Origin of the sequence: Pontibacillus sp. HN14 (genome assembly GCF_021129245.1) — a bacterium.
Taxonomy (GTDB): Bacteria; Bacillota; Bacilli; order Bacillales; family BH030062; genus Pontibacillus.
Window position 1 is genome coordinate 199243 of the sequence record NZ_JAJOLR010000006.1, and the last position, 20871, is coordinate 220113.

The 20871-nt window shown below is 43.2% G+C and carries 19 protein-coding genes and 1 riboswitch; of the genes, 12 read left to right on the forward strand and 7 right to left on the reverse strand.

The genetic code is table 11. From position 1 onward, the window contains the following. Nucleotides 1–371 precede the first annotated feature (371 nt). Entirely contained in the window at nt 372–1673 is a 1302-nt protein-coding gene (locus tag LQ226_RS17320) for an NCS2 family permease (RefSeq protein WP_231419376.1), read from the reverse strand. A 112-nt stretch (nt 1674–1785) separates the two neighbouring features. Beyond that, a riboswitch (purine riboswitch) is annotated at nt 1786–1887 on the reverse strand. 252 nt (nt 1888–2139) lie between these two features. On the opposite strand from LQ226_RS17320, the gene LQ226_RS17325 reads away from it, so the two are divergent. Further along, the gene (locus LQ226_RS17325) at nt 2140–3099 is read left to right on the forward strand and encodes a DUF2927 domain-containing protein (protein WP_231419308.1); all 960 of its coding nucleotides are present in this window, start codon (nt 2140–2142) and stop codon (nt 3097–3099) included. Nucleotides 3100–3211: 112 nt separating this feature from the next. Here the strand turns inward: LQ226_RS17325 and LQ226_RS17330 are convergent, their stop codons facing one another. Further along, nucleotides 3212–4753, reverse strand: a complete 1542-nt coding sequence (locus tag LQ226_RS17330; protein WP_255688800.1) for a potassium/proton antiporter — start codon at nt 4751–4753, stop codon at nt 3212–3214. 420 nt (nt 4754–5173) lie between these two features. On the opposite strand from LQ226_RS17330, the gene trpE reads away from it, so the two are divergent. From trpE to LQ226_RS17375, 9 genes are all read left to right on the forward strand, one after another. Further along, complete coding sequence (gene trpE, locus LQ226_RS17335; protein ID WP_231419310.1) at nt 5174–6700, forward strand: anthranilate synthase component I; 1527 nt, start codon at nt 5174–5176, stop codon at nt 6698–6700. Beyond that, nucleotides 6693–7718 (forward strand): anthranilate phosphoribosyltransferase, encoded by a 1026-nt coding sequence (gene trpD, locus LQ226_RS17340; protein ID WP_255688801.1) that lies wholly within the window; start codon nt 6693–6695, stop codon nt 7716–7718. Before trpE ends, trpD begins: the two co-directional genes overlap by 8 nt. Continuing rightward, a complete protein-coding gene (trpC, locus tag LQ226_RS17345; protein ID WP_231419311.1) occupies nt 7711–8472 on the forward strand; it encodes an indole-3-glycerol phosphate synthase TrpC in 762 nt (253 codons plus the stop codon). The genes trpD and trpC overlap by 8 nt, the downstream gene beginning before the upstream one ends. Then, nucleotides 8469–9128: a phosphoribosylanthranilate isomerase gene (locus LQ226_RS17350; RefSeq protein WP_231419312.1), complete on the forward strand. Its 660-nt coding sequence runs from the start codon at nt 8469–8471 to the stop codon at nt 9126–9128. Before trpC ends, LQ226_RS17350 begins: the two co-directional genes overlap by 4 nt. Next, nucleotides 9106–10317: a tryptophan synthase subunit beta gene (trpB, locus tag LQ226_RS17355; RefSeq protein ID WP_231419313.1), complete on the forward strand. Its 1212-nt coding sequence runs from the start codon at nt 9106–9108 to the stop codon at nt 10315–10317. Before LQ226_RS17350 ends, trpB begins: the two co-directional genes overlap by 23 nt. Then, nucleotides 10310–11119, forward strand: a complete 810-nt coding sequence (gene trpA / locus LQ226_RS17360) for a tryptophan synthase subunit alpha (protein ID WP_231419377.1) — start codon at nt 10310–10312, stop codon at nt 11117–11119. Before trpB ends, trpA begins: the two co-directional genes overlap by 8 nt. Before the next feature lie 43 nt (nt 11120–11162). Further along, nucleotides 11163–11762: an anthranilate synthase component II gene (locus tag LQ226_RS17365; protein ID WP_231419314.1), complete on the forward strand. Its 600-nt coding sequence runs from the start codon at nt 11163–11165 to the stop codon at nt 11760–11762. 204 nt (nt 11763–11966) lie between these two features. Next, nucleotides 11967–12266: a hypothetical protein gene (locus tag LQ226_RS17370; protein ID WP_231419315.1), complete on the forward strand. Its 300-nt coding sequence runs from the start codon at nt 11967–11969 to the stop codon at nt 12264–12266. Between the two features lie 120 nt (nt 12267–12386). Beyond that, nucleotides 12387–13859, forward strand: a complete 1473-nt coding sequence (locus LQ226_RS17375) for an FAD-binding domain-containing protein (protein ID WP_231419316.1) — start codon at nt 12387–12389, stop codon at nt 13857–13859. A 47-nt stretch (nt 13860–13906) separates the two neighbouring features. On the opposite strand, the gene LQ226_RS17380 is transcribed toward LQ226_RS17375, so the two are convergent. The 5 genes from LQ226_RS17380 to LQ226_RS17400 form a co-directional block, all read right to left on the reverse strand. Then, entirely contained in the window at nt 13907–14803 is an 897-nt protein-coding gene (locus LQ226_RS17380; RefSeq protein ID WP_231419317.1) for an ABC transporter permease, read from the reverse strand. A 14-nt stretch (nt 14804–14817) separates the two neighbouring features. Continuing rightward, a complete protein-coding gene (locus tag LQ226_RS17385) occupies nt 14818–15822 on the reverse strand; it encodes an ABC transporter permease (RefSeq protein WP_231419318.1) in 1005 nt (334 codons plus the stop codon). Nucleotides 15823–15971: 149 nt separating this feature from the next. Then, nucleotides 15972–17639, reverse strand: coding sequence for an ABC transporter substrate-binding protein (locus LQ226_RS17390; RefSeq protein ID WP_231419319.1), 1668 nt, complete (start codon nt 17637–17639; stop codon nt 15972–15974). Nucleotides 17640–17673: 34 nt separating this feature from the next. Further along, nucleotides 17674–18648, reverse strand: coding sequence for an ABC transporter ATP-binding protein (locus tag LQ226_RS17395; protein ID WP_231419320.1), 975 nt, complete (start codon nt 18646–18648; stop codon nt 17674–17676). Beyond that, nucleotides 18629–19642 carry an ABC transporter ATP-binding protein gene (locus tag LQ226_RS17400; RefSeq protein ID WP_231419321.1) on the reverse strand — a complete coding sequence of 338 codons (1014 nt, stop codon included), beginning with the start codon at nt 19640–19642 and terminating at the stop codon, nt 18629–18631. The genes LQ226_RS17395 and LQ226_RS17400 overlap by 20 nt, the downstream gene beginning before the upstream one ends. A 202-nt stretch (nt 19643–19844) precedes the next feature. Between LQ226_RS17400 and LQ226_RS17405 the strand changes: the two genes are divergently transcribed. Both LQ226_RS17405 and LQ226_RS17410 read left to right on the forward strand, forming a co-directional pair. After that, on the forward strand, nt 19845–20153 hold the full coding sequence (locus LQ226_RS17405) for a hypothetical protein (RefSeq protein WP_231419322.1): 309 nt from the start codon (nt 19845–19847) through the stop codon (nt 20151–20153). Beyond that, entirely contained in the window at nt 20131–20856 is a 726-nt protein-coding gene (locus LQ226_RS17410) for a peptidoglycan recognition protein family protein (protein ID WP_231419323.1), read from the forward strand. The genes LQ226_RS17405 and LQ226_RS17410 overlap by 23 nt, the downstream gene beginning before the upstream one ends. The last annotated feature ends 15 nt before the right edge of the window (nt 20857–20871 follow it).

Sequence of the window (20871 nt, forward strand, 5' to 3'; positions counted from 1 at the left end):
GCAAAGATGTATAAGGAATATGTGTTTTTTGTACAATTTTTTTAGGAGGTTGGGTCCGTTATGTTGATTGAGCGGTTGGGCTTGCTCGGGGACAACTCGCTTTCCTGCGGGGAGCTGGGAAGCCTCCTCGTTCGCTATCGCTCTCTGTGGGGTCTTCCCTAGGCTCCTTACCCCGCGGGAGTCTCGCAGTCCCCGAGCAAGCCCTGGCTGTAAGAAGAGGAACGGACCTGCCATCAGCTTCTGAAAGGAGGGGGGCGTTCATCCATACACTCCAACAAAGCTAAGGGTAAGGATCCAAAGTTTTCATATAAAAGTGGACTGTGACAAAAAAATCCCCCTTGCGACCGGAGAGGTGCAAGGGGGATTTTTTGTTAAGCGCTATAGATTAAATACGGGATAAATAGGATGAATAGGACGTACATCATGGGATGCATGTCTTTGTGTTGTTTGGATGCAATCATCGTAATAGGGTACAGGATAAAACCAAGTGCGATTCCTGTGGCTACACTACTTGTGAATGGCATCATCAGAATTGTGATAAAGGATGGGATCGCGATTTCTAGGCGATTCCATTCAATGGCTTTGGCTTCTGTTGCCATCATGGCACCTACAATGATAAGAGCTGGTGCTGTAAGGGTGATCGGTACGATTGAGAGTACAGGTTCAAAGAATATGGCGATGGCAAAACAGATGCTCATAATGACTGATGTGAAGCCTGTACGTCCTCCTGCTCCGATACCGGCTGAGGATTCAACCATGGAAGCTGTTGTTGATGTTCCAAGTACGGCACCTACCATAGAAGCTGTACTGTCTGATAGTAAAGCACGACCAGCATTTGGTACTTTATTGTCTTTCATTAAGCCAGCTTGAGAAGCAATGGCGATCAGCGTACCAGCTGTATCAAAGAAGGCCACAAATAGGAATGTGAAGATAACAGGTAACACGGCCGGTGAAAGGGCGTTCGCTATATTGTCAGGTTGAAGGGCTACGCCTAGCGTTGGCTCAAGGCTTGGAATGCCACCAATAATAGCTTCAGGCTTTTCAATCATTCCTGTTACTAAACCGACAACGGTCGTAATGATAATTCCATAGAAGATGGCGCCTTTCCAACCGTATACGAGCATGATAATCGTAATAATAAATCCAAAAACAGCTAGAAGCGTGCTCGCATCTGTTAAATCTCCGAATGCCACAATGGTGTCTGGATTGCTAACGATTAAGTTAGAATTCTTTAAACCAATAAAAGCAATGAAAAAGCCAATTCCTGCAGATACGGCGTGCTTTAAGTTTTTAGGAATGGCGTTAATGATTTTCTCTCGAATTTTCAACAAGCTTAAAATCGTAAATAAAATTGCAGCGATGAATACGCCTGTAATTGCTGTTTCCCACGGGATGCCCATTGTGTTTACAACGGCAAATGTGAAGAAAGAGTTAAGCCCCATACTCGGCGCAATTCCGATTGGGTAGTTGGCAATCAGGCCAATCATAAGTGTACCGAATATAATCGTTAAGGCTGTAGCGGTAAACACAGCACCTTTATCCATGCCAGCTTGGCTTAAGATCGCTGGATTTACGATTAGAATATAAGCAAGCGCAAGAAAAGTTGTCATCCCAGCGATGGTTTCTTGTCTGAAGTTGGTTTCTCGTTCTCTGAACTGAAAGAACTCTTGTATGCGGTTCATAGTTGATCCTCCCTTTATGCATTAAAAAAAGCCTCGGATAGGGTACTCTACCGAAGCTTACGTTCTACAAAGGGATCGCGTATCAAACCCTGAAATAGGTGAATGGATAAACGAAATCCCTTGTAGCCTAGCTATTTACGGTAGCTTAGTAGATACGTTCGAGCCCTATTCTCGAACTTATACAAGGAAATGAAGTGAAGTGTAGTGTATAATTTCATTTAATTGATGGCTTTATCGCCACTTAAGCAACTTTAGCAGTATAGGGTAGTACCGTCAATACTCTTATTATTTTCGAAAAATTAAGTGTTTAAACAACAAGAAATAAGTTAAATGAATAATTTTCCTTTACGAATGAGACAGGAGATAAGAAAATAGGAGATGAATGTGTTTCCAGTGGTTCCAATTAATAGAATAGATGATAAAATGGTAGAAAATAGAAGAGTAAGGGAGGGGTCCTATGGCGAAGCGCTGGATCCTATTGGTGGTTATGGTAATAGGCTTTGTGCATATTAAACCCGCACTCGTTCATGCGGATGATCCGTTACTTGTATCACCTCGTAAAGAGTGGAGGATTGTCTTTAATACACCGCTTGATAGTGGGACAGTTTCGGAAGATTCGGTATACATAACAAGGTCAAGTGATGGAGAACGTATGAAGGTGCAAGTCAGTTTAAGCGATAATAAGAGAAAAGTCTTCGTTACACCACTTGTTCCCTATAAGTCTGACGAAACGTATACGCTTCACGTTTCAAGTTCAATCACTTCTTTGCAAGGAGTAGCCATGAAAGCTCCTCAGACATTAGATTTTCAGGCGAAGGAAGGGATGAAGTATACAGATCAATCGATTGAATACTTCCAGGAAATTGCATTCGGTGCCGAGTTTAACTCCGACGCCCTCCCCATTCGTAAATGGGAGATTAATCCACGTATTCAAGTTCATGGATCGCCTACAGATGAAGATATGAATGCGGTGAAATCTACCATTGAAGATGTGAATACCCTTCAATCTGCTATTGATGTAAAGCTCGTAGATAAAGATGCGAATATCAATATTTACTATGTTCCGATTGAGGAGTTTGGAAATTACGTGGACAACCCTCGTGAGGGGAATTGGGGATTGTTTTATTACTCCTGGGAAGCGGGGTATAAAATTACGAATGCGACGATCCTCATCTCAACAGACAAGCCATCTCAAGAGGGGAAGAGCCACTTAGTTCGTGAAGAAATTACCCAATCTCTAGGATTACCTAGAGATTCATATAGCTATCCTGACAGTATATTCTTCCAGGATTACACCACTACTCAAGGGTTTACGGATCTTGATGCCACCCTTATTCAAATGCTTTATGAAGATGAAGTTGAGCCGGGTATGGCACCTGACGAGGCGATTGATATTTTAATTAGTTTAAAGCCCTGAATGGACATTCTATAACGAATTCTAAATGGCAAAAAAAGCGGAGAACCTTTTCTTTAAGGTCTCCGCTTTTTTATTATTTAGTACCTTTCTTAAAGAGTGCTTAATGAGCCTGTTAGATTTGTGCTTGAAGCGTTTCAGCCTGAAGGAGCTTTTGCAATTCTGATTTGTTTTTCTTCGAGACCAGAATATACAAGATATCGCCTTCTTGGATGACGGTTTGCCCATAAGGGGTAACAATATCACCCCTTCGTATAATGGCGTTTATGAGCGTGCCTTCAGGAAATTCAATGGACTCAAGACTTTGTCCGTTTATGGACGTAGTAGGTGTCACTTCATATTCGACAAGCTCCACGTTAGCTTTCCCGATGGATATGAGTTCGAGGGAATGAACAGGGTTTTCACGTGCTTCCCCAGCAAGCTTGAACTTCTTCGCCAGTGGTGTAATGGTAGCCCCTTGAAGCAGTGTGGATGTAAGTACAATAAAGAATACGACGTTAAAGATCAGCTGGCTATCGTCAAGGTCTGCCATTAAAGGGAAAGTGGCTAACACAATGGGAACGGCTCCTCTGAGACCTGCCCAGGATAAGAAAAGCTTTTCTTTAATAGAAAACGGAAATGTTCCGAGTGATAAGAAGACAGCAACGGGACGCGCGATAAAAATGAGGATGACAGAAAGCAATATTCCTTTCCCTACAACATCTGAAGTAAATAGTTGAGAAGGGAAAACGAGCAATCCTAGTATGACAAACATGGAAATTTGCATCATCCATGTGAAGCCTTCATTGAATCGCAAGATAGAGTGACGATAGGTTAATTCAGAATTGCCGATTACAAGAGCTGCCGCATACACAGCCAATAAACCACTGGCTTGCATGAGAGAACTTACACTGTACGTAAGTAAGGCAAATGAAAGGGCAAATAAAGGATACAGTCCTCCTGAGTCTAGATTAATTCGGTTAATCGACATGCTTCCAATTTTTCCAATTGCGAGCCCAACCGCTAATCCGATTCCCATCTGCCAGAAGAAAGAGCCGGCAAGCATGAAAACATTTGCTTCTGGTTGTTGAATGAGTTCGATAAATGAAATGGTTAAAAATACAGCCATCGGATCATTAGAACCCGACTCGGCTTCAAGCGTTGCTTCAATGTTTCCTTTGACGTTCTTTCCCCTTAATACCGCAAATACAGCTGCGGCATCTGTTGAGCCTACAATAGACCCAAAAAGGAACGCCTCTAGCCAAGAGATATCAAAAATAAACTTGGAAGCCACGCCTACAAGACCTGCTGTGATTAACACACCGACTGTTGCTAAAAGCAGGGCAGGGAACGCAACTTTCTTAATTACGCCCCATTTGGTTTCGAGACCACCCTCAAACAAAATAACGACAAGGGCAAAGGTCCCAACTGTTTGAGCAAGCCCTGCATTGTCAAAATACACAAAACCCAGGCCGTCACTCCCAACAAGCATCCCGACCCCTATAAATAAGACAAGGGAAGGGACGCCGAGTCGCGTAGAGAACTTTGTGACTAATACGCTTGTGATTAATAAAATAGCTATTAACATTATGGTTTGATTGGATTGAAATAGCTCTTCGATACAGAATCCCGTCCTTTTCCAACAACGCCTTTTAAACGCTCTTACTATCTTACCCATTTATTTCTTTTGTACTTCAGGTACATGGAAAGCTTGAAGTATAGGAAGATGTTGTATATTTACTCATTTATTATTATATAAAAAAGACGTTCTGATCTCCAATTAAAGCTTCTGTTTATCGGTTAGACAGCTGTCCGATTGACATGTAGGAAGGCATGTATTACACTAGTTTACAAGTTTTAGAAGAGTTTAGTTTAGAGTATTTATTTTGAGATTTTAGACGTATGTAGAGTAGAGTTTATTCGTAGAATTAGTAACAGATGAGATTAGTTAGTTTAGATGAGTTGAGAATGAGATAGGTGAGTTGAGGAGTTTTTAGTTGAGTAGAGTTGAGCATAGGTCCATCAAAGAAGATGGTTCCCCATATATTTATCCTCAGACCATTTCATTCTCCATAACGAATATGGAGAGGTGAGATTCATGAAAGAACTACTTCAATTTTTACAGGAGTCGTCTACCCATAAGACGGTTCCAGTTACCTATCAGTGCTATAGTGATACGGTAACCCCCATTCAAATGTATGAACGCTTGCGCGAAGAAGCGGTTTATTTATTAGAAAGCGGAGACCATACCTCCTCTTGGTCTCGATATTCCTTTATTGGTTTACACCCATTTATTACGATGACAGAACACAATGGCCTTATTTCGTTTTATGACGAAGACAGGCAAGAAACAACAGAAGCGAGCTCTCTTCGGGATGGATTTGATCAAATCTTCGATCGTCTACAGGTGAAGTTGCCTGACGTACCATTGCCATTTCACGGCGGAGGGGTCGGATTTGTATCTTATGATGCCATTTCAGACATGGAGAAGATCAAAGAGCCTCGCTTTGATGATTTGAATATGCCTCACTATCACTTTCTGTTTTGCCGAACGTTATTGGCTTATGATCATCAGTCAAATGAATTAACGCTCGTTCGGTTCGTTCGAAATGACGGAGAGGATGATGAAAATACGCTTCGTCACAAATACGATCAAGCTGTATCAGAAGTAAACCAGTTGTTGTCGAAGTTATCCTCAACCCATGAGGCTCAACCATTTTTAGCTTTTCATAAAGGAAAGAATGCCAGTAGTCTCGAGGGTGTCGAGACGAACTATGAAAAGGAACAGTTCAAAGAAGATGTAGAGAAGATAAAGGAATACATTCGCGCAGGAGACATATTTCAATCCGTACTATCCCAACGATTTTCAAAGAAAGTTACCGTTGATGGGCTTCAGCTTTACCGTGTATTACGTCACGTGAACCCGTCACCTTACATGTTTTATATCAATTATCACGATTATGAACTTATTGGAAGCTCCCCTGAGCGTTTAATCCAAGTAGCTGATGATGAAATTGAGATTCATCCGATTGCAGGAACCAGAAAGCGTGGTGAAAGTGAGGAAGAAGATGATCAATTAGCACAAGAGCTCTTACAAGATGAGAAGGAAAAAGCGGAACACTATATGTTAGTGGACTTAGCCAGGAATGATGTCGGTCGAGTGGCTTCATTTGGCACTGTAGAAACGCCGGTCCTTGCTGAAATCATGAAGTTTTCAAGAGTGATGCATATGATCAGCAAAGTGACAGGCCATTTAAACCCTGGAACCCACCCGATTGAAGCCTTTCAATCTGCCTTTCCGGCAGGGACGCTTTCAGGAGCCCCGAAGATTAGAGCAATGGAAATTCTGCAAGAAACAGAACCTACAGCCCGTAATGTTTATGGCGGTGGCGTCGTTTACTTTGGTTTTGATGGAAACCTTGACTCATGTATTGCAATCAGAACAATTCTACTGAAAGATCAAGTCGCTCACGTTCAGGCAGGAGCAGGTGTAGTTGCTGATTCTGACCCTGAGAAGGAGTGGCAGGAAACGGTGAACAAAGCAAGTGCTTTGTTACAAACGATCGATCAGGCCGAAGAACTGTTTGGAACGACTTCACATGAGGAGGAGAAAAATTATGCTTAAAACCACGTTAAATCGTTTGCTAAACGAGGAAACCTTAACAGAGCAGGAAGCTTTCGAAGTGATGGACTTAATTATGCAAGGTGAAGTTGGGACGGAACAGCTATCTAGCTTCCTATCGATCTTACGCTTCCGCGGGGAGACCGTTGATGAGCTTGTAGGGTTTACAAAAGGGATGCGAAAACACATGCGTACCATTCAGCATACAGAAGAGATTGTGGTTGATACGTGCGGAACAGGTGGGGATGGCTTATCTACCTTTAATATATCGACAGCGGTCGCTATTGTATTAGCCTCCTTGGATGTGAAGGTGGCTAAGCATGGGAATCGAAAAGTGTCCTCTGCGAGCGGAAGTGCTGATGTCTTAGAATACTTGGGAGTGCCGGTTAATACCACGGCTGAACAAGCAGCACACATGCTTTCTCACACAGGCATGACCTTCTTATTTGCTCCTAATTATCATCAAGCGATGAAGCATGCCGTAACTGCAAGACGAGAACTGGGTTTTCGAACGGCATTTAATGTTCTGGGCCCTTTATCGAATCCTGCAAATGCGAGACATCAAGTCATCGGAATTTATGATACCGCACTAGGTGAGAAATTGGCTCGTGCGCTCCATGAACTAGGTTCACAGCATGTGCTCCTTGTAACAGGAAAAGACGGCTTAGACGAACTGTCTATTTCTGAACAAACAGACGTGGTTGAACTGAAAGACGGGAAAGTTACGAGAACAACAGTGGAACCCGAACAATTTGGTTTAAAGCGGGGGCAACTAAAAGATATTCAAGTTCAAAATTCACTGCAAAGCGCTAAGCTTATTCAGGCAGTATTTGAAGGAACAGCGAATGACAGTGCAAGAGATATCGTTATCCTCAATGCCGGAGCCGGATTATTTGTGGGAGGTAAAGCTTCTTCAATTGAAGAGGGCGTAGAGCAAGTGAAGACAGCGTTAGAAGATGGAACGGTACACCATTATTATCAATCGTTACGACATACGTTGGAGGGAGCTCATTATGCTTGATCGAATCATTGAAACGAAAAAGGAAGAAGTGAAACATCTTACACTACCAGAAGCAGAATCAGTGGAAAAGCGTTCCTTCTATGAAGCTTTGAACTCTGGGGGAGATGCCATTTCCCTAATTGCAGAAGTGAAAAAGGCGTCCCCTTCTAAAGGCGTAATTCGTGAAGATTTCAGGCCTCTTGAAATAGCAGGGGTCTATAATGAAGCAGGTGCAAGCGCAATCTCTGTGCTTACCGATCAAACGTATTTTCAAGGGAAACGTGAAGATTTAACAGCTGTTAAGAAACATGTTTCTATCCCGGTATTACGAAAAGACTTTATTATCGATGAGTTGCAGATTGAAGAGAGTGCAAGGATTGGTGCTGATGCGATCTTGCTTATTGGAGAAGTACTTGAACCGACTAAGCTTTACGCTCTTTATCAAAAAGCCACAGAGTTAGGGTTGGATGCCCTTGTGGAAGTTCATGCAGCAGAAACGCTTGAGCGTATTCTTGATGTGTTTCAACCTAAGATTATTGGAATCAATAATAGAGATTTAACAACTTTTAAGACCACGTTAGATCAAACAGAAAAGATTGCTAGCTTAATTCCTGCGGGTAGTCTTGTTGTCAGCGAAAGTGGCTTGTTTACCTTTGAAGACGTAAAACGGGTCAAGGAGGCTGGAGCCAAAGCGATCCTTGTAGGAGAGGCTCTTATGCGTGAGAACAATGCGACAAAACAAATCCACAATATGTTAGGACGTGTTACTTCATGAGTAAAACTGCGCTTAAATTTTGCGGAAACCGAAGCTTTGAAGATCTCAAATATTCAATAGAGTCAGGCGTTCCTTATGTTGGGGTTATATTTGCTGAAAGTAAACGACAAGTCCTTCCGGAGCAGGTGTCAAGCTGGTTAGAACGCGCTCCATTAGGAGAGGGACAACAGATTGTAGGGGTGTTTGTTAACCCTTCTGTGGCTGAGATTGAAGAAGCACTTCATCTTACCCATCTAGATATTATTCAGTTACATGGGACAGAAACGTTATCAGAAGTGTTAGCTATTAAAGAGCGATTTAAGAAGCCTGTTTGGAAGGCGATTCACCACTCTGAAGACGCCCTTGAACGAATGGGATTGTTTCAAGGGGTAGTGGATGGGTATGTCGTCGATTCCAAAGTAAAGGGACACTGGGGCGGTTCAGGTGTTCGTTTTGATTGGGGTCAGGCACCATTCTATATTGAAGAAGGAAAAAGGCAAGGCGTTCCGTGCTTTATTGCTGGTGGCGTTACCGATGAGAATGTGAGTGAACTATTGAAGCTGAAACCTAAGGGGATTGACGTATCCTCTGGGATTGAAACAGACGAAGCAAAAGACGTTGATAAAATGAACAATTTCGTGAGGGGGACACAACATGTCAGTCGTATATCCGGATAACCGAGGACGTTATGGTGAATATGGAGGCCAATTTGTTCCTGAAACCTTGATGGCCCCGTTAAAAGAGATCGAAGACGCACTTGATGAAGCCATGAAAGATGAGAGTTTCCAAGAAGAATATCGTCATGAATTAGAGCACTATAGCGGAAGACCTACAGCGCTAACATACGCGAATCAGCTTACGAAGAAGCTGGGCGGCGCTCATATTTATTTAAAACGAGAAGATTTAAACCATACAGGGGCTCATAAGCTGAATAACGCGATCGGTCAGGCTCTTCTTGCTAAGCGAATGGGAAAGAAAAAAATCATTGCTGAAACAGGTGCTGGTCAGCACGGTGTTGCCTCAGCAACTGTAGCAGCAAAGCTCGGATTAGAATGTAAAGTATTCATGGGAGAAAAGGATATTGAACGTCAGCAGCTAAACGTATTTCGTATGCAATTGTTAGGGGCTGAAGTGATCTCGGTTTCTTCTGGTGATAAGACGCTGAAAGATGCTACAAATGAAGCGATCCGTTACTGGGTTGCCCATTGTGATGATCATTACTACTTAATTGGATCTGTGGTAGGGCCACACCCGTACCCGAAAATGGTTCGTGATTTTCAACGAGTCATTGGGGATGAGACGAAGCGCCAGTTCAAAGAGAAAGAAGGCAAACTTCCTGACCGTATTTACGCATGTGTAGGTGGCGGAAGCAATGCAATTGGAATGTTCTACCCATTCTTACAAGATCATGTTGAGCTTGTTGGAGTTGAGGCAGCTGGTAAGGGGATCGATACACCAGATCACGCAGCAACGCTTCTTAATGGAACGCAAGGTATTATTCATGGGTCTATGACGTATTTGATTCAAGATGACCACGGACAGATTGTGGAGCCTTATTCCATTTCAGCCGGATTAGATTATCCTGGTATAGGACCTGAGCACGCATACCTGCATAGCTCTGGGCGCGTTCGTTATGAGTCTATTACAGATAGTGAGGCACTAGAAGCTGTTAAGACTCTTTCTCAAACGGAAGGGATTATCCCGGCCATTGAAAGTGCTCATGCCATTGCTCAAGCAGTGAAAGAGGCACAACAAATGGATCAGAGTGAAACGATTGTGATTAATGTGTCCGGTCGAGGAGATAAAGATATGAATACCATTATGGAACAATTTCAGGAGGGGGAGCACAATGAAACAAATGGTTGATCAAACACGTTTTCAAAAACGATTGAAGCGCGAAAAGGATTTATTCATTCCGTTTATCATGAGCGGTGACCCGACTCCTGAAGCAACTGTTGAGATTGCCTTAACGATGCAGCAAAGCGGGGCTGATGTATTGGAGTTAGGTGTTCCCTATTCAGATCCTTTAGCAGATGGACCTACCATTCAAGAAGCAGCAGGTCGTGCGTTAGCGCAAGGTATGAATCTGACAGAAGCTATGAAACTCGTTCCTAAAATGAGGGAGCGAGGGGTGACAATTCCGATCGTTTTATTCACGTATTATAACCCTGTGCTGCGCTATGGACTCGAGGCATTCGCTGAAGCCATGAAAGAGAATGATGTAGATGGTTTACTGATCCCGGATATTCCATTGGAAGAAAGTGAAGAGATCCGTGGTTTTACAGAGCAATACGGGGTTGAGCTCATTTCACTTGTAGCGCCTAACTCTGAAGAACGCATCAAACGTATTGCAGAGCAGGCAAAGGGCTTCTTATACTGTGTTTCTTCTCTTGGTGTAACAGGAGAGCGTAAGGATATGAATCCTGATATTGCTTCGTTTCTAGAGAAAGTAAAGCAGTATAGCCAGGTCCCTGTAGCAGTAGGCTTCGGGATATCAAGTTATGAACAAGTTAAGCTTGTGCAGGGGTATAGTGACGGTGTTATTATTGGCAGTAAAATTATAAAGTTAATTGATTCACATCATGAAGAGTTAACAAATGAAGGTACAAGAGCCGAGGCGTTGCAAGCCTTACAAAAGGACGTAGAGAAGTTAGTTAAAGGGGAATAATGATTCCCGAGAGCTGAGATTAGTAGAGAAGAGGAGAGTCTATATGATCCTAATGATTGATAACTATGATTCTTTCACATACAATTTAGTTCAATATGTAGGAGAGATTTATGGAGATATTACCGTAAGAAGGAACGACGAAGTGACGATTGATGAAATTCGTGAGATGGATCCTGATGCTATTCTTTTATCACCAGGCCCATGCAGCCCAAACGAAGCAGGGGTTTGTTTAGAGGTTGTTCGTCAGTTCGCAGGTGTGACGCCGATCTTGGGCGTGTGTTTAGGCCATCAGACGATTATTCAGGCATTCGGTGGAGAAGTTGGACGTGCGAAGGAACTATTTCATGGCAAAACCTCACTCGTTTTGCATGATGGACGTAGCTTATTTAATCAAATTCCACTTCCGTTTACCGTTGCGCGCTATCATTCTTTAATAGGGAATGAAGTGACGTTACCAGATAGTTTGGAAGTCACTGCACGTACACCGAGCGGAGATTTAATGGGTGTCCGCCACGTTGATTTCGCAGTAGAAGGCGTGCAGTTTCATCCTGAGTCGATCTTGACTGAGCATGGAAAGAAGCTACTTCAGAATTTCTTAGATTATTATGAAGTAGGCTTTTCTGAGAAAGCAACAGTTCAATAAGGTCACCAGTAAATTGTTCAGCTTATGGATTCATATCATCCTTAAGCTGAACTTTTTTTAGTATCATGAAGAGAGATGATAATTTTTTAAGGTTATATATCAGAAAATTTAGAACAATCTACAAATTTCGCGAGTTTTTTCACGCGCGGCGTTTTATAATAATTGGAAACGGGTAATAAATAAGTAAATTAGGAGGGCCTGCATATGACCATGACAGCGAAATTTCTTGAATCAGATCTAAGTTTATTGCAACACATTTCCAGAGCGAAACAGAATCAGGATCCTAAGACTGTTCAACTTTTGAAGGACTTTAGAAACGGAAATGTCGTCAATGTGCCCAATTGTTTGATTGAGTTACGTAACGGTCAATACGTTGGTAGTGGAGACTATATTCATAATGATGAAGGTACTTTTTACTTACGATCTGCTAATGGGACAACAAAGAAAGTAGATGCAGCGTTTGTGTATGACTTTTGCTGGGGTTGTGCCCATCACTATAGTTGAACGATAAGAAGAGGAGCACTCGGGTAACGAGTGCTTCTTTTTCGTTTTAAATATGCTAGTTTCTGTACGTTTGCTTCCTGTTTGATTTACAATAATTGTACATCAAGAGGGGGGATCGTTGTGTTACATGTTGTCTGGTATAAACGGGATTTACGTTTGCATGATCATCGACCACTTCAGGAGGCGTGGCGGGAAAGAGAGCCCATTTTGCCACTGTATGTGGCGGAGCCTTCCATTTGGCAGGAAAGTGAATTATCGATTCGTCATTTTCAGTTTGTACAAGAGAGTTTACAAGATCTAAGTGAAGCGTTGAATGGGATTGGTGGCTCTTTGTTTGTTACCGTTTCAGAAATTGAACCTGTATTAGAAACGATCTATCAATCATTTGGGCCTTTTACGCTCCATGCGCACGAAGAGAGTGGATGGCCAATTACATATGAACGAAATCGACAAGTGCGGGAGTGGATGGGTAAGAGGGAACTAGATTTCCATGAGTATTCACAATTCGGTATAGCACGTGAGGAAGAGAGTGTGCGGTCGTTTCAGACCGAATGGAAGGCGTTTGTCCAACAGCCTGTTCAAGAAGTTCCTTCTTTACTCACAACGGTAGATGAGGAAAGCTTGCCGAGCACATTTTCAACCCAACTTGATCCATTACATCGTTTTAATGTTGGGGGAAAACGAATTCGTTACGGTCAGCAGGGCGGGGAGAAGTTGGCTCATGAAACACTTGATAGTTTCCTGGAAGATCGTTATAGGCGTTACAAGGAAGACAGACAACACCCTCTTGCTTCAACAAATGCGTGTAGTCGTCTTTCCCCTTACTTGGCTTATGGGAACTTATCAATGAAATATGTCGCCAAGCGAACAGAACAAGCAATGGAAGTATGTGAAGATCAGGAGGAGAAGAAGGAGTTAAAAGCCTTCTACTCAAATTTACAATCTCGTTGTCGATCTATTCAATGGCTTAAAGATGGCCCGGATGTTGTTTATGGTCCTCTGAACTCTTCTTTTCATCAAGAACGAGTGGAGATGGAGGGATTTGAGCGGTGGGCAACTGGACAAACGGGCATTCCAATGATTGACGCAGCTATGCGAGCTCTTCTTAAGACAGGGTGGCTCAATGAAAGAGCTCGGGCCATGCTTTTATCGTTTGCTTGTCATACGATGGGGTTGGATGGGAAGAGATCTTGTGAATACCTTGCAGGGCTTTTCATAGATTATGAACCTGGTATTCACTATAAGCAGGTTTATTCACTGCTTGCTCTAGAGCCTGGTACAAAACTCCGTTTATATGATCCTGTTAGAGAAGGGAAGAAGCATGACTCGGAAGGTAGATTCGTTCGTCAGTATATTTCGACATTAAAGCATGTACCGAATTCGTTTATTCATGAACCATGGAAATATGATGGGTTCTTCCACCTAGATTATTGTGGTCCTATTGTCGATGTAAAGAAGGCGAATCGAAACGTGAAGCTTCGGTGGGATGAAGTGGAGAATAAAGGGAATTCAGAGGCAAAAGGGAAGAAGAGGGAAGCGACCAAAGCTAAGGATGAAAGCGAACAGATCACTTTTGATTTATTCAAGGAGTAATACGTTTATAGAGATCGCGAAGAGTGAGCAGCCCCTTCGCGATCTTTTTATTGTTTCATTTTCGGATCGAGGGCATCTCGCAAGCCATCACCCATTAAGTTAAAGCCAAGTACCGTTAGCATAATAGCAAGTCCAGGGAAAATCATTGTCCAAGGAGCTTGTACGAGATACCCTTTAGAATCTGCGAGCATTTTCCCCCAATCCACATCAGGAGACTGGGCGCCGAGTCCTAAGAAACTTAAAGCGGCTACTTCAATAATCGCCGTAGCAACTGCTAAGGTTCCTTGAACAATTACAGGGGTCATACTGTTTGGAAGAACGTGATGAAACAAGATCCGTATATCCTTCATACCGATAGACTTTGCAGCGGTAATGTATTCCTCTTCTTTCACACTCAAGACTTTAGAACGAATGAGGCGCCCGAAGTTTGGGACGTTGATTACCGCAATGGCGATAAGAGCGTTTTGGAGATCCGGACCAAGTATTGCCACAATCGCAATAGCAAGCAGGATGCTGGGGAAAGCTAGGAGGATATCAAAGATTCTCGAGATGATCGTATCCACCCATTTTCCATAAAATCCAGCTAAGATTCCGAGGGTGCAGCCCACAATGATGGAGCCGGCAACACATGAAAATCCCACCCATAGAGAGATCCGTGCGCCATAAATAATCCTTGAAAGAATATCGCGACCGAAGTCGTCTGTACCGAGCCAATGGTCGGCAGATGGACCCTGCAGGCGGTTCAGAAGGTCAGGCTTTGTATGATCATAAGGCATAATCAGCGGTGCAAAGAGGGCGAGTAGAATAAAGAAGAGTACGATACTTAATCCCACTATAGCAATTTTGTTTTTGGAAAAGCTTCTCCAGGCGTCGCGCCATGGTGAAGAGGGCTTCTGAACAGTTGGGTTTTCAGGGTGATTTAGTGTAGGGGTAGCGTGGTTCATGTGATTCCTCCTTTCTATTTATAATTGATCCTTGGGTCGATAAAGGCGTAAAGTAAATCTACAATGACATTAATAAAGACAAAGATGGTGGCGATTAACAGAATGCCAGATTGAATGACAGGGTAGTCCCGGTACTGAATAGCGTCATAAATGTATCGTCCAATACCAGGCCAGCCAAAGATGGTTTCTGTTAAGATGGCTCCGCCTAGTAAGAGGCCGGTTTGAAGGCCGATGACAGTGAGAACTGGAATGACAGCATTCTTTAACGAATGCTTGTACACGACCCAAAAGTTACCCAGGCCTTTCGCGCGTGCTGTTCGAATGTAATCAGAGCGCATCACTTCTAGCATGGATGAACGGGTCATGCGAGCAATAATCGCCATCGGGATTGTGGCAAGAGCAATACCAGGCAAAACTAAATGTTTAGATACATCAACGAATTGTTTCCAGTCTCCTTGTAAGAGCGTGTCCACTAAATACAAATGAGTAATAGGATCAATTACGCTTGAAGCCTCATACCTTCCAGTAGAGGGGAGCCAGTCTAGTTGCACAGAGAAAATGTATTGTTCCATTAAACCAAGCCAAAAGATTGGCATCGATACTCCAATAAGAGCGAAAACCATGGCTGTATAATCGAACCATGAATTATGGAACCATGCGCTAATAATGCCTGCGTTGACACCGATGAAAATGGCAATCACCATCGCGACGAGCGTCAATTCTACTGTAGCAGCGAGATAAGTAAAGATCTCTTGACTGATTGGAACGTCTGTTTTAATGGATGTCCCAAGATCACCTTGAAGAAGGCTTGTAAGATAGTCGACATATTGAATGTGCCACGGTTGATCAAGACCGAGCTGTTTCTCCACTTCAGCAATAGCCTCAAGTGTAGCTCGTTGACCCAATATGATTTGCGCAGGATTACCAGGGATGAGATAAATAATCGAAAAGACGAGTAAACTCATGCCGAATAAAACGGGTAGGAGCATCAAAATCCTTCTTATCGTATAAGCCCCCATAACACACCTCCCATAATAACTAGAGTGCCAGACACCCTGCACCACTTTAACGCTGTACAGTAAAGGAAGGTGTCAGACACCCTTCAGTCCTTTATTGCTGTGCAGTATGGCAGGGTGTCTGGCACCGTTTAATGCTTTAATGTATGAATTTATTTAGTGAATTCGGTGTTGGTGACTGGTTCTGAGCCTGTTGGATGCGGGATGTAGCCGCTGATTTCTTTCTTAGCTGCGATGACTGGTGTGGAGTGAACGAGCGGGATCCAAGGTGCATCGTTGTGTACAATGACTTGAGCTTCTTTGTAGAGTTCATTACGTTTGGCCTGGTCTGTAATCGTTTGTGCCTCAATTAAAACGTCATGAAGCTCATCGTTTGAGTAGTATGCATAGTTGTTACTACCGATGCTGTCTTTATCCAGTAATGTGTAGATAAAGTTATCTGGGTCTCCGTTATCACCTGTCCAGCCAAGAAGGAAGGCGTCAAAGTCCCCTTTACTTGCTTTCTCAAGATACGTGCCCCAGTCAGCTGTTTGTAAGTTTGCCGTTACGCCAATTTGAGCGAAGCTTTGTTGAAGAACCTCTGCAATCTTCTGACCTTCTGGAATATAAGGGCGTGGGACAGGCATATACCATAAGTCAAATTCGAAACCGTCCGCATAACCCGCTTCAGCAAGAAGGGATTTGGCTTTCTCTAGATCGTATTCATAATCTTCAATGTCATCGTTATATCCTTCGATACTTGGAGGCATCACCGTTTTCGCTGGTTCTGCTAATCCTCCGTAGAAAGCTTCAATAATCTGGTCTTTCGGTACGGCATGAGAAAGGGCCTGACGAACTTTCGCATCAGCCATAGGTGTCTCACGATTAACCGTAAAGGCCATGTAACCAACGTTCATGGAAGGACGTTCTAGAAGCTGTAAGGAATCATCTGCTTTAATTCGTTCCACGTCTGAAGGGTTTACACCGTCAATAAGATCGACTTCACCTGTCATTAATGCATTTAGGCGAGCTGAGTTTTCAGGGATAACGGTGTAAATGACTTTATTAAGCTTTGGTAAGCCTTCTTTCCAATAGTTTTCGTTTTTCTCTAAAACGATGCGCTCGTTTCGTTTCCACTCTGAGAATTTGAATGGTCCGGTCCCAACAGGATTTTCCGTGAACTTATCCCCGTATTCTTCAACAGCAGCTGGGCTTGCCATTCCAAACGGAGACATCGCTAAGTTCTTCAGGAACGGAGCTTGTGGACGATTTAGTGTGAATTGAACCGTAAACTCATCCGTAGCTTCAACGGCCTTAATGACGTGGCCCTCATCTCCTTTAAATCCACCAAACATCGTATAGTAAGGGAACTGATCAGCATCCCCGTTCATCCAACGATCGAAGTTAAATACAACAGCTTCGGCATTAAAAGGTGTTCCGTCGTGGAAGGTCACGCCTTCTTCAAGGGTGAACGTGTACGTTAACCCATCCTCTGAAACATTCCATTCTTTCGCTAAACCTGGTACCAATTCTGTATTGGTATCTTCATAGTTTAAGAGTGTTTCGAACAGGTTCTCCGTGACACGGAATGTTTCTCCTTCTGTTGTGGTAATAGGATCAAGGGCAGTTGAATCACCGCCGCGCGCATAAACAAGTGTATCTTTTACCTCTGTAGCCTCTTCTGATTCCTCATCGGTTGTTTCTTCTCCTGTGTCATCCGTTTGTTCATCTGTAGCAGGTTCCTTCGTCTCTTCTTCTTTCTCCTTGTCACTGCAACCGATTAAAGCAACAGATAAGACAAGCATAAGCAATAATGAAGCAAGCCAAAAACGTTTCGTCATCCGTGAAATTCCCCCTTAGGTTATTTATATAAGGTTACGCATCCCCGTATAGGTGACACGCAACATGGTGCCCTGGATTAACTTCTTGAAAAGTGGGTCTTGTGGTCTTGCATACATCCATACACTCCTTACACCTTGTATGAAAGGCGCATCCTGCTGGAGGGTTAGAGGCGCTTGGTATTTCTCCTGTGAGTATATCGCTCTCTGATCGGTAATCAGGGTCTGGTACAGGAACAGAGGAGAGGAGCGATTTCGTATAAGGATGAAGCGGTTGTTCATAAAGTTGCTCGCTATCTGTCAGCTCGACCATTCTTCCTAAATACATTACGCCAACACGGTCGCTGATATGACGAACAACTCCTAAATCGTGAGCAATAAATATATAAGTCAGATCAAACTCGGCTTGTAAGTCCTTTAATAAATTCAACACTTGAGACTGAATCGAGACGTCGAGAGCCGAAACGGGTTCATCTGCAATAATAAGCTTCGGATGGGTCATTAAAGCTCGTGCAATCCCTATGCGTTGGCGTTGTCCACCACTAAACTGGTGTGGATAACGAGAGGCGTGATAGCGATCGAGGCCGACGGTTTCAAGCATGGCGTAGATCCGTTCTTTACGTTCCTTCTTATTCTTGATGCCATGAACGATCAGCGGTTCTTCAAGGATCTTTTCAACCTTGTGCCGTGGATTTAGGGAAGCGTATGGGTCCTGGAAGACGAGCTGCATGTCCTTGCGAATCTTTTTCATGTTGGAGGCTTTTAGGGTGTGAATGTCTTTGTCTTCAAAACGTACTTCACCGTCAGTGATTTCTAATAAACGGAGCAAAACCCGTCCAATCGTAGACTTTCCACATCCGCTTTCCCCAACAAGTCCTAGGGTTTCTCCTTGATAGACGGCAAAGGAAACCCCATCAACAGCTTTGACTTCTCCGATCTTCTTTCCAAAAATGCCTCCTGTAATGGGGAAGTATTTCTTGAGGTGGTTGACTTCAAGTAGAGGTTGTTTCATGGTCGGCCTCCTTTTTGGTTTGGGAATCATACAAAAAGCATCTGACATGATGATTCTCATCACGCGTGTAAAGGGAAGGATCCTCAACGTGACAGCGGTCCATAGCATGACTACATCGCGCTGCAAATCGACATCCCTGCTTAATAGAACCAGGTTTCGGTACGTTGCCAGGGATTGATTGGAGGCGCTCCTGTTTAGATCGTATATCTGGAACAGAGGCGAGGAGCCCCTGTGTATAAGGGTGTAAAGCTTCCTTGAAGAGAGTCCTTACAGGCGCTTCTTCAACAATCTTTCCTGCATACATCACCACAACCCGGTCACATACCTCGGCCACTACTCCTAGGTCATGAGTGATCATCATAATGGAGGTGTGGAGTTTATGATTTAACTCTTTCATTAACTGAAGTATTTGTTTCTGGATCGTAACGTCTAAAGCAGTGGTGGGCTCGTCCGCGATTAAAAGCTTAGGATCACAAATCATGCTCATCGCAATCATCACACGCTGTCGCATCCCACCTGATAATTGGTGAGGGTATTCATTTAAAAGCTGCTCGGCTCTTGGGAGACCGACTAATTCAAGCATCTCTATGGCACGTTTTTTCGCTTGGTCTTTTGTACAAGAACGATGGGTACGAATGGCTTCTGTAAGCTGATTACCAATTTTAAAGAGGGGATTAAGAGAAGTCATAGGCTCTTGGAAAATCATCGCCATATCATTCCCGCGTATCGAACGCATTCGTTTTTCGTTCGCTTTTGTAAGGGACTCACCTTCAAAGGTGATTTCACCTCCGATAATTTTCCCAGCCTGAGGGAGGAGGCCCATAATGGATAATGAAGTTACGCTTTTCCCGCAACCCGACTCCCCAACAATACCTAACACTTCCCCTTTCTGAATGGTAAAGCTAATATCATCAACCGCTGGTACGATTCCATCATCCGTGAAGAAACTTGTCCGTAATCCTTGTACGTGTAAAATGTCCTGGCTTTCCTCCATAGTGGCACCTCTTTCTCTAAAACTAGTACTAACACTCTATTCAAGCAGCAGAATGAATATTCATGGATAGAATTTGATAGAACAGAGGCACCTCGTATTAAAATGGACGCGATTATAGGAGTGAAAGGAGCCGTTTTTCCTGGATTATACAGTCAAAAGTGGACCACCCTTCATATTTTATAGAAAGGAAGGAGGTGAGCTATTGAAGAAGAGCAAATGGAAAAGTTATCGACTATGGGTGGCCATTGCGGCACTCATAGGAATGTTCTTACAGGACTGTGGATTTATCGATATGGTCGATCGGTACGAAATGTATGTAAGTATTATTCTTTCAATCCTTATTTTCCTTGGGGTGATTCATTCCCCTGAAAAGGAAGTTATACGAGAAGTGTTAGAAGAGGAATTGAACTCAAAAGAAAAGGAACCAAAAGTAGATCGAGAGACCATTGAAAAAGTTGTGGAAGAACTTAAAGAAAAGGAGAATGAAGATGAAGATCAAGAGTCTACCTAAATTAGTAGATTTGCGCGGTAAGACAGCGCGGGATGGGGAGTACAAACGGGTTGCTTTAGAGAATAAAACAGAGATTGCCATTCATCACTCCTTAACAGACGAAGGGGATTCAGAAGCCTTTGCCAGGTACCATGTAAATACAAATCAATGGCCGGGCATTGGCTATCATTTTGTGATTTTGAAGGATGGGACAATCGAATGGAATCATGATCTGGACCGAATTAGTTATCATGTTGGAAGCGCGAATAAGCGCGCTGTTGGAATTTGTGTGGTCGGGGATTTCAGATATTATGAACCTACACCTGAGCAGAAGAAGGCCTTAAAATCTCTTCATGAAGCGTTAAAACAAGAAATGACCAGTTATGAACGAACGCTAGGACATAATGAATTTCCGGGATATGAATGGAAGGCCTGCCCGTGTTTTGATTACCGAGCTGTGTTAGGACATGCGAAGGTAGAGGCAGACGTCAAACGTTATCGAATCATGACAGGTACATTTCCTTCAGCAGAAGAGTTAACCAAAGGCAAGCAGAGGGTGTTAAGTCGGTTTAATTGGACCATTTATGAACGAGCCGATCATTCAAACTTTAATCCGCCTTATCGACTTGTTACAGGCACATTTGTATCGAAAGAAGAAGCAGATCGCTATGCGGCGGTATTAAAAGAAGAATTCGGGTGGATCATCTATGTTATCGATGCATAAAAATGGTGCCAACTC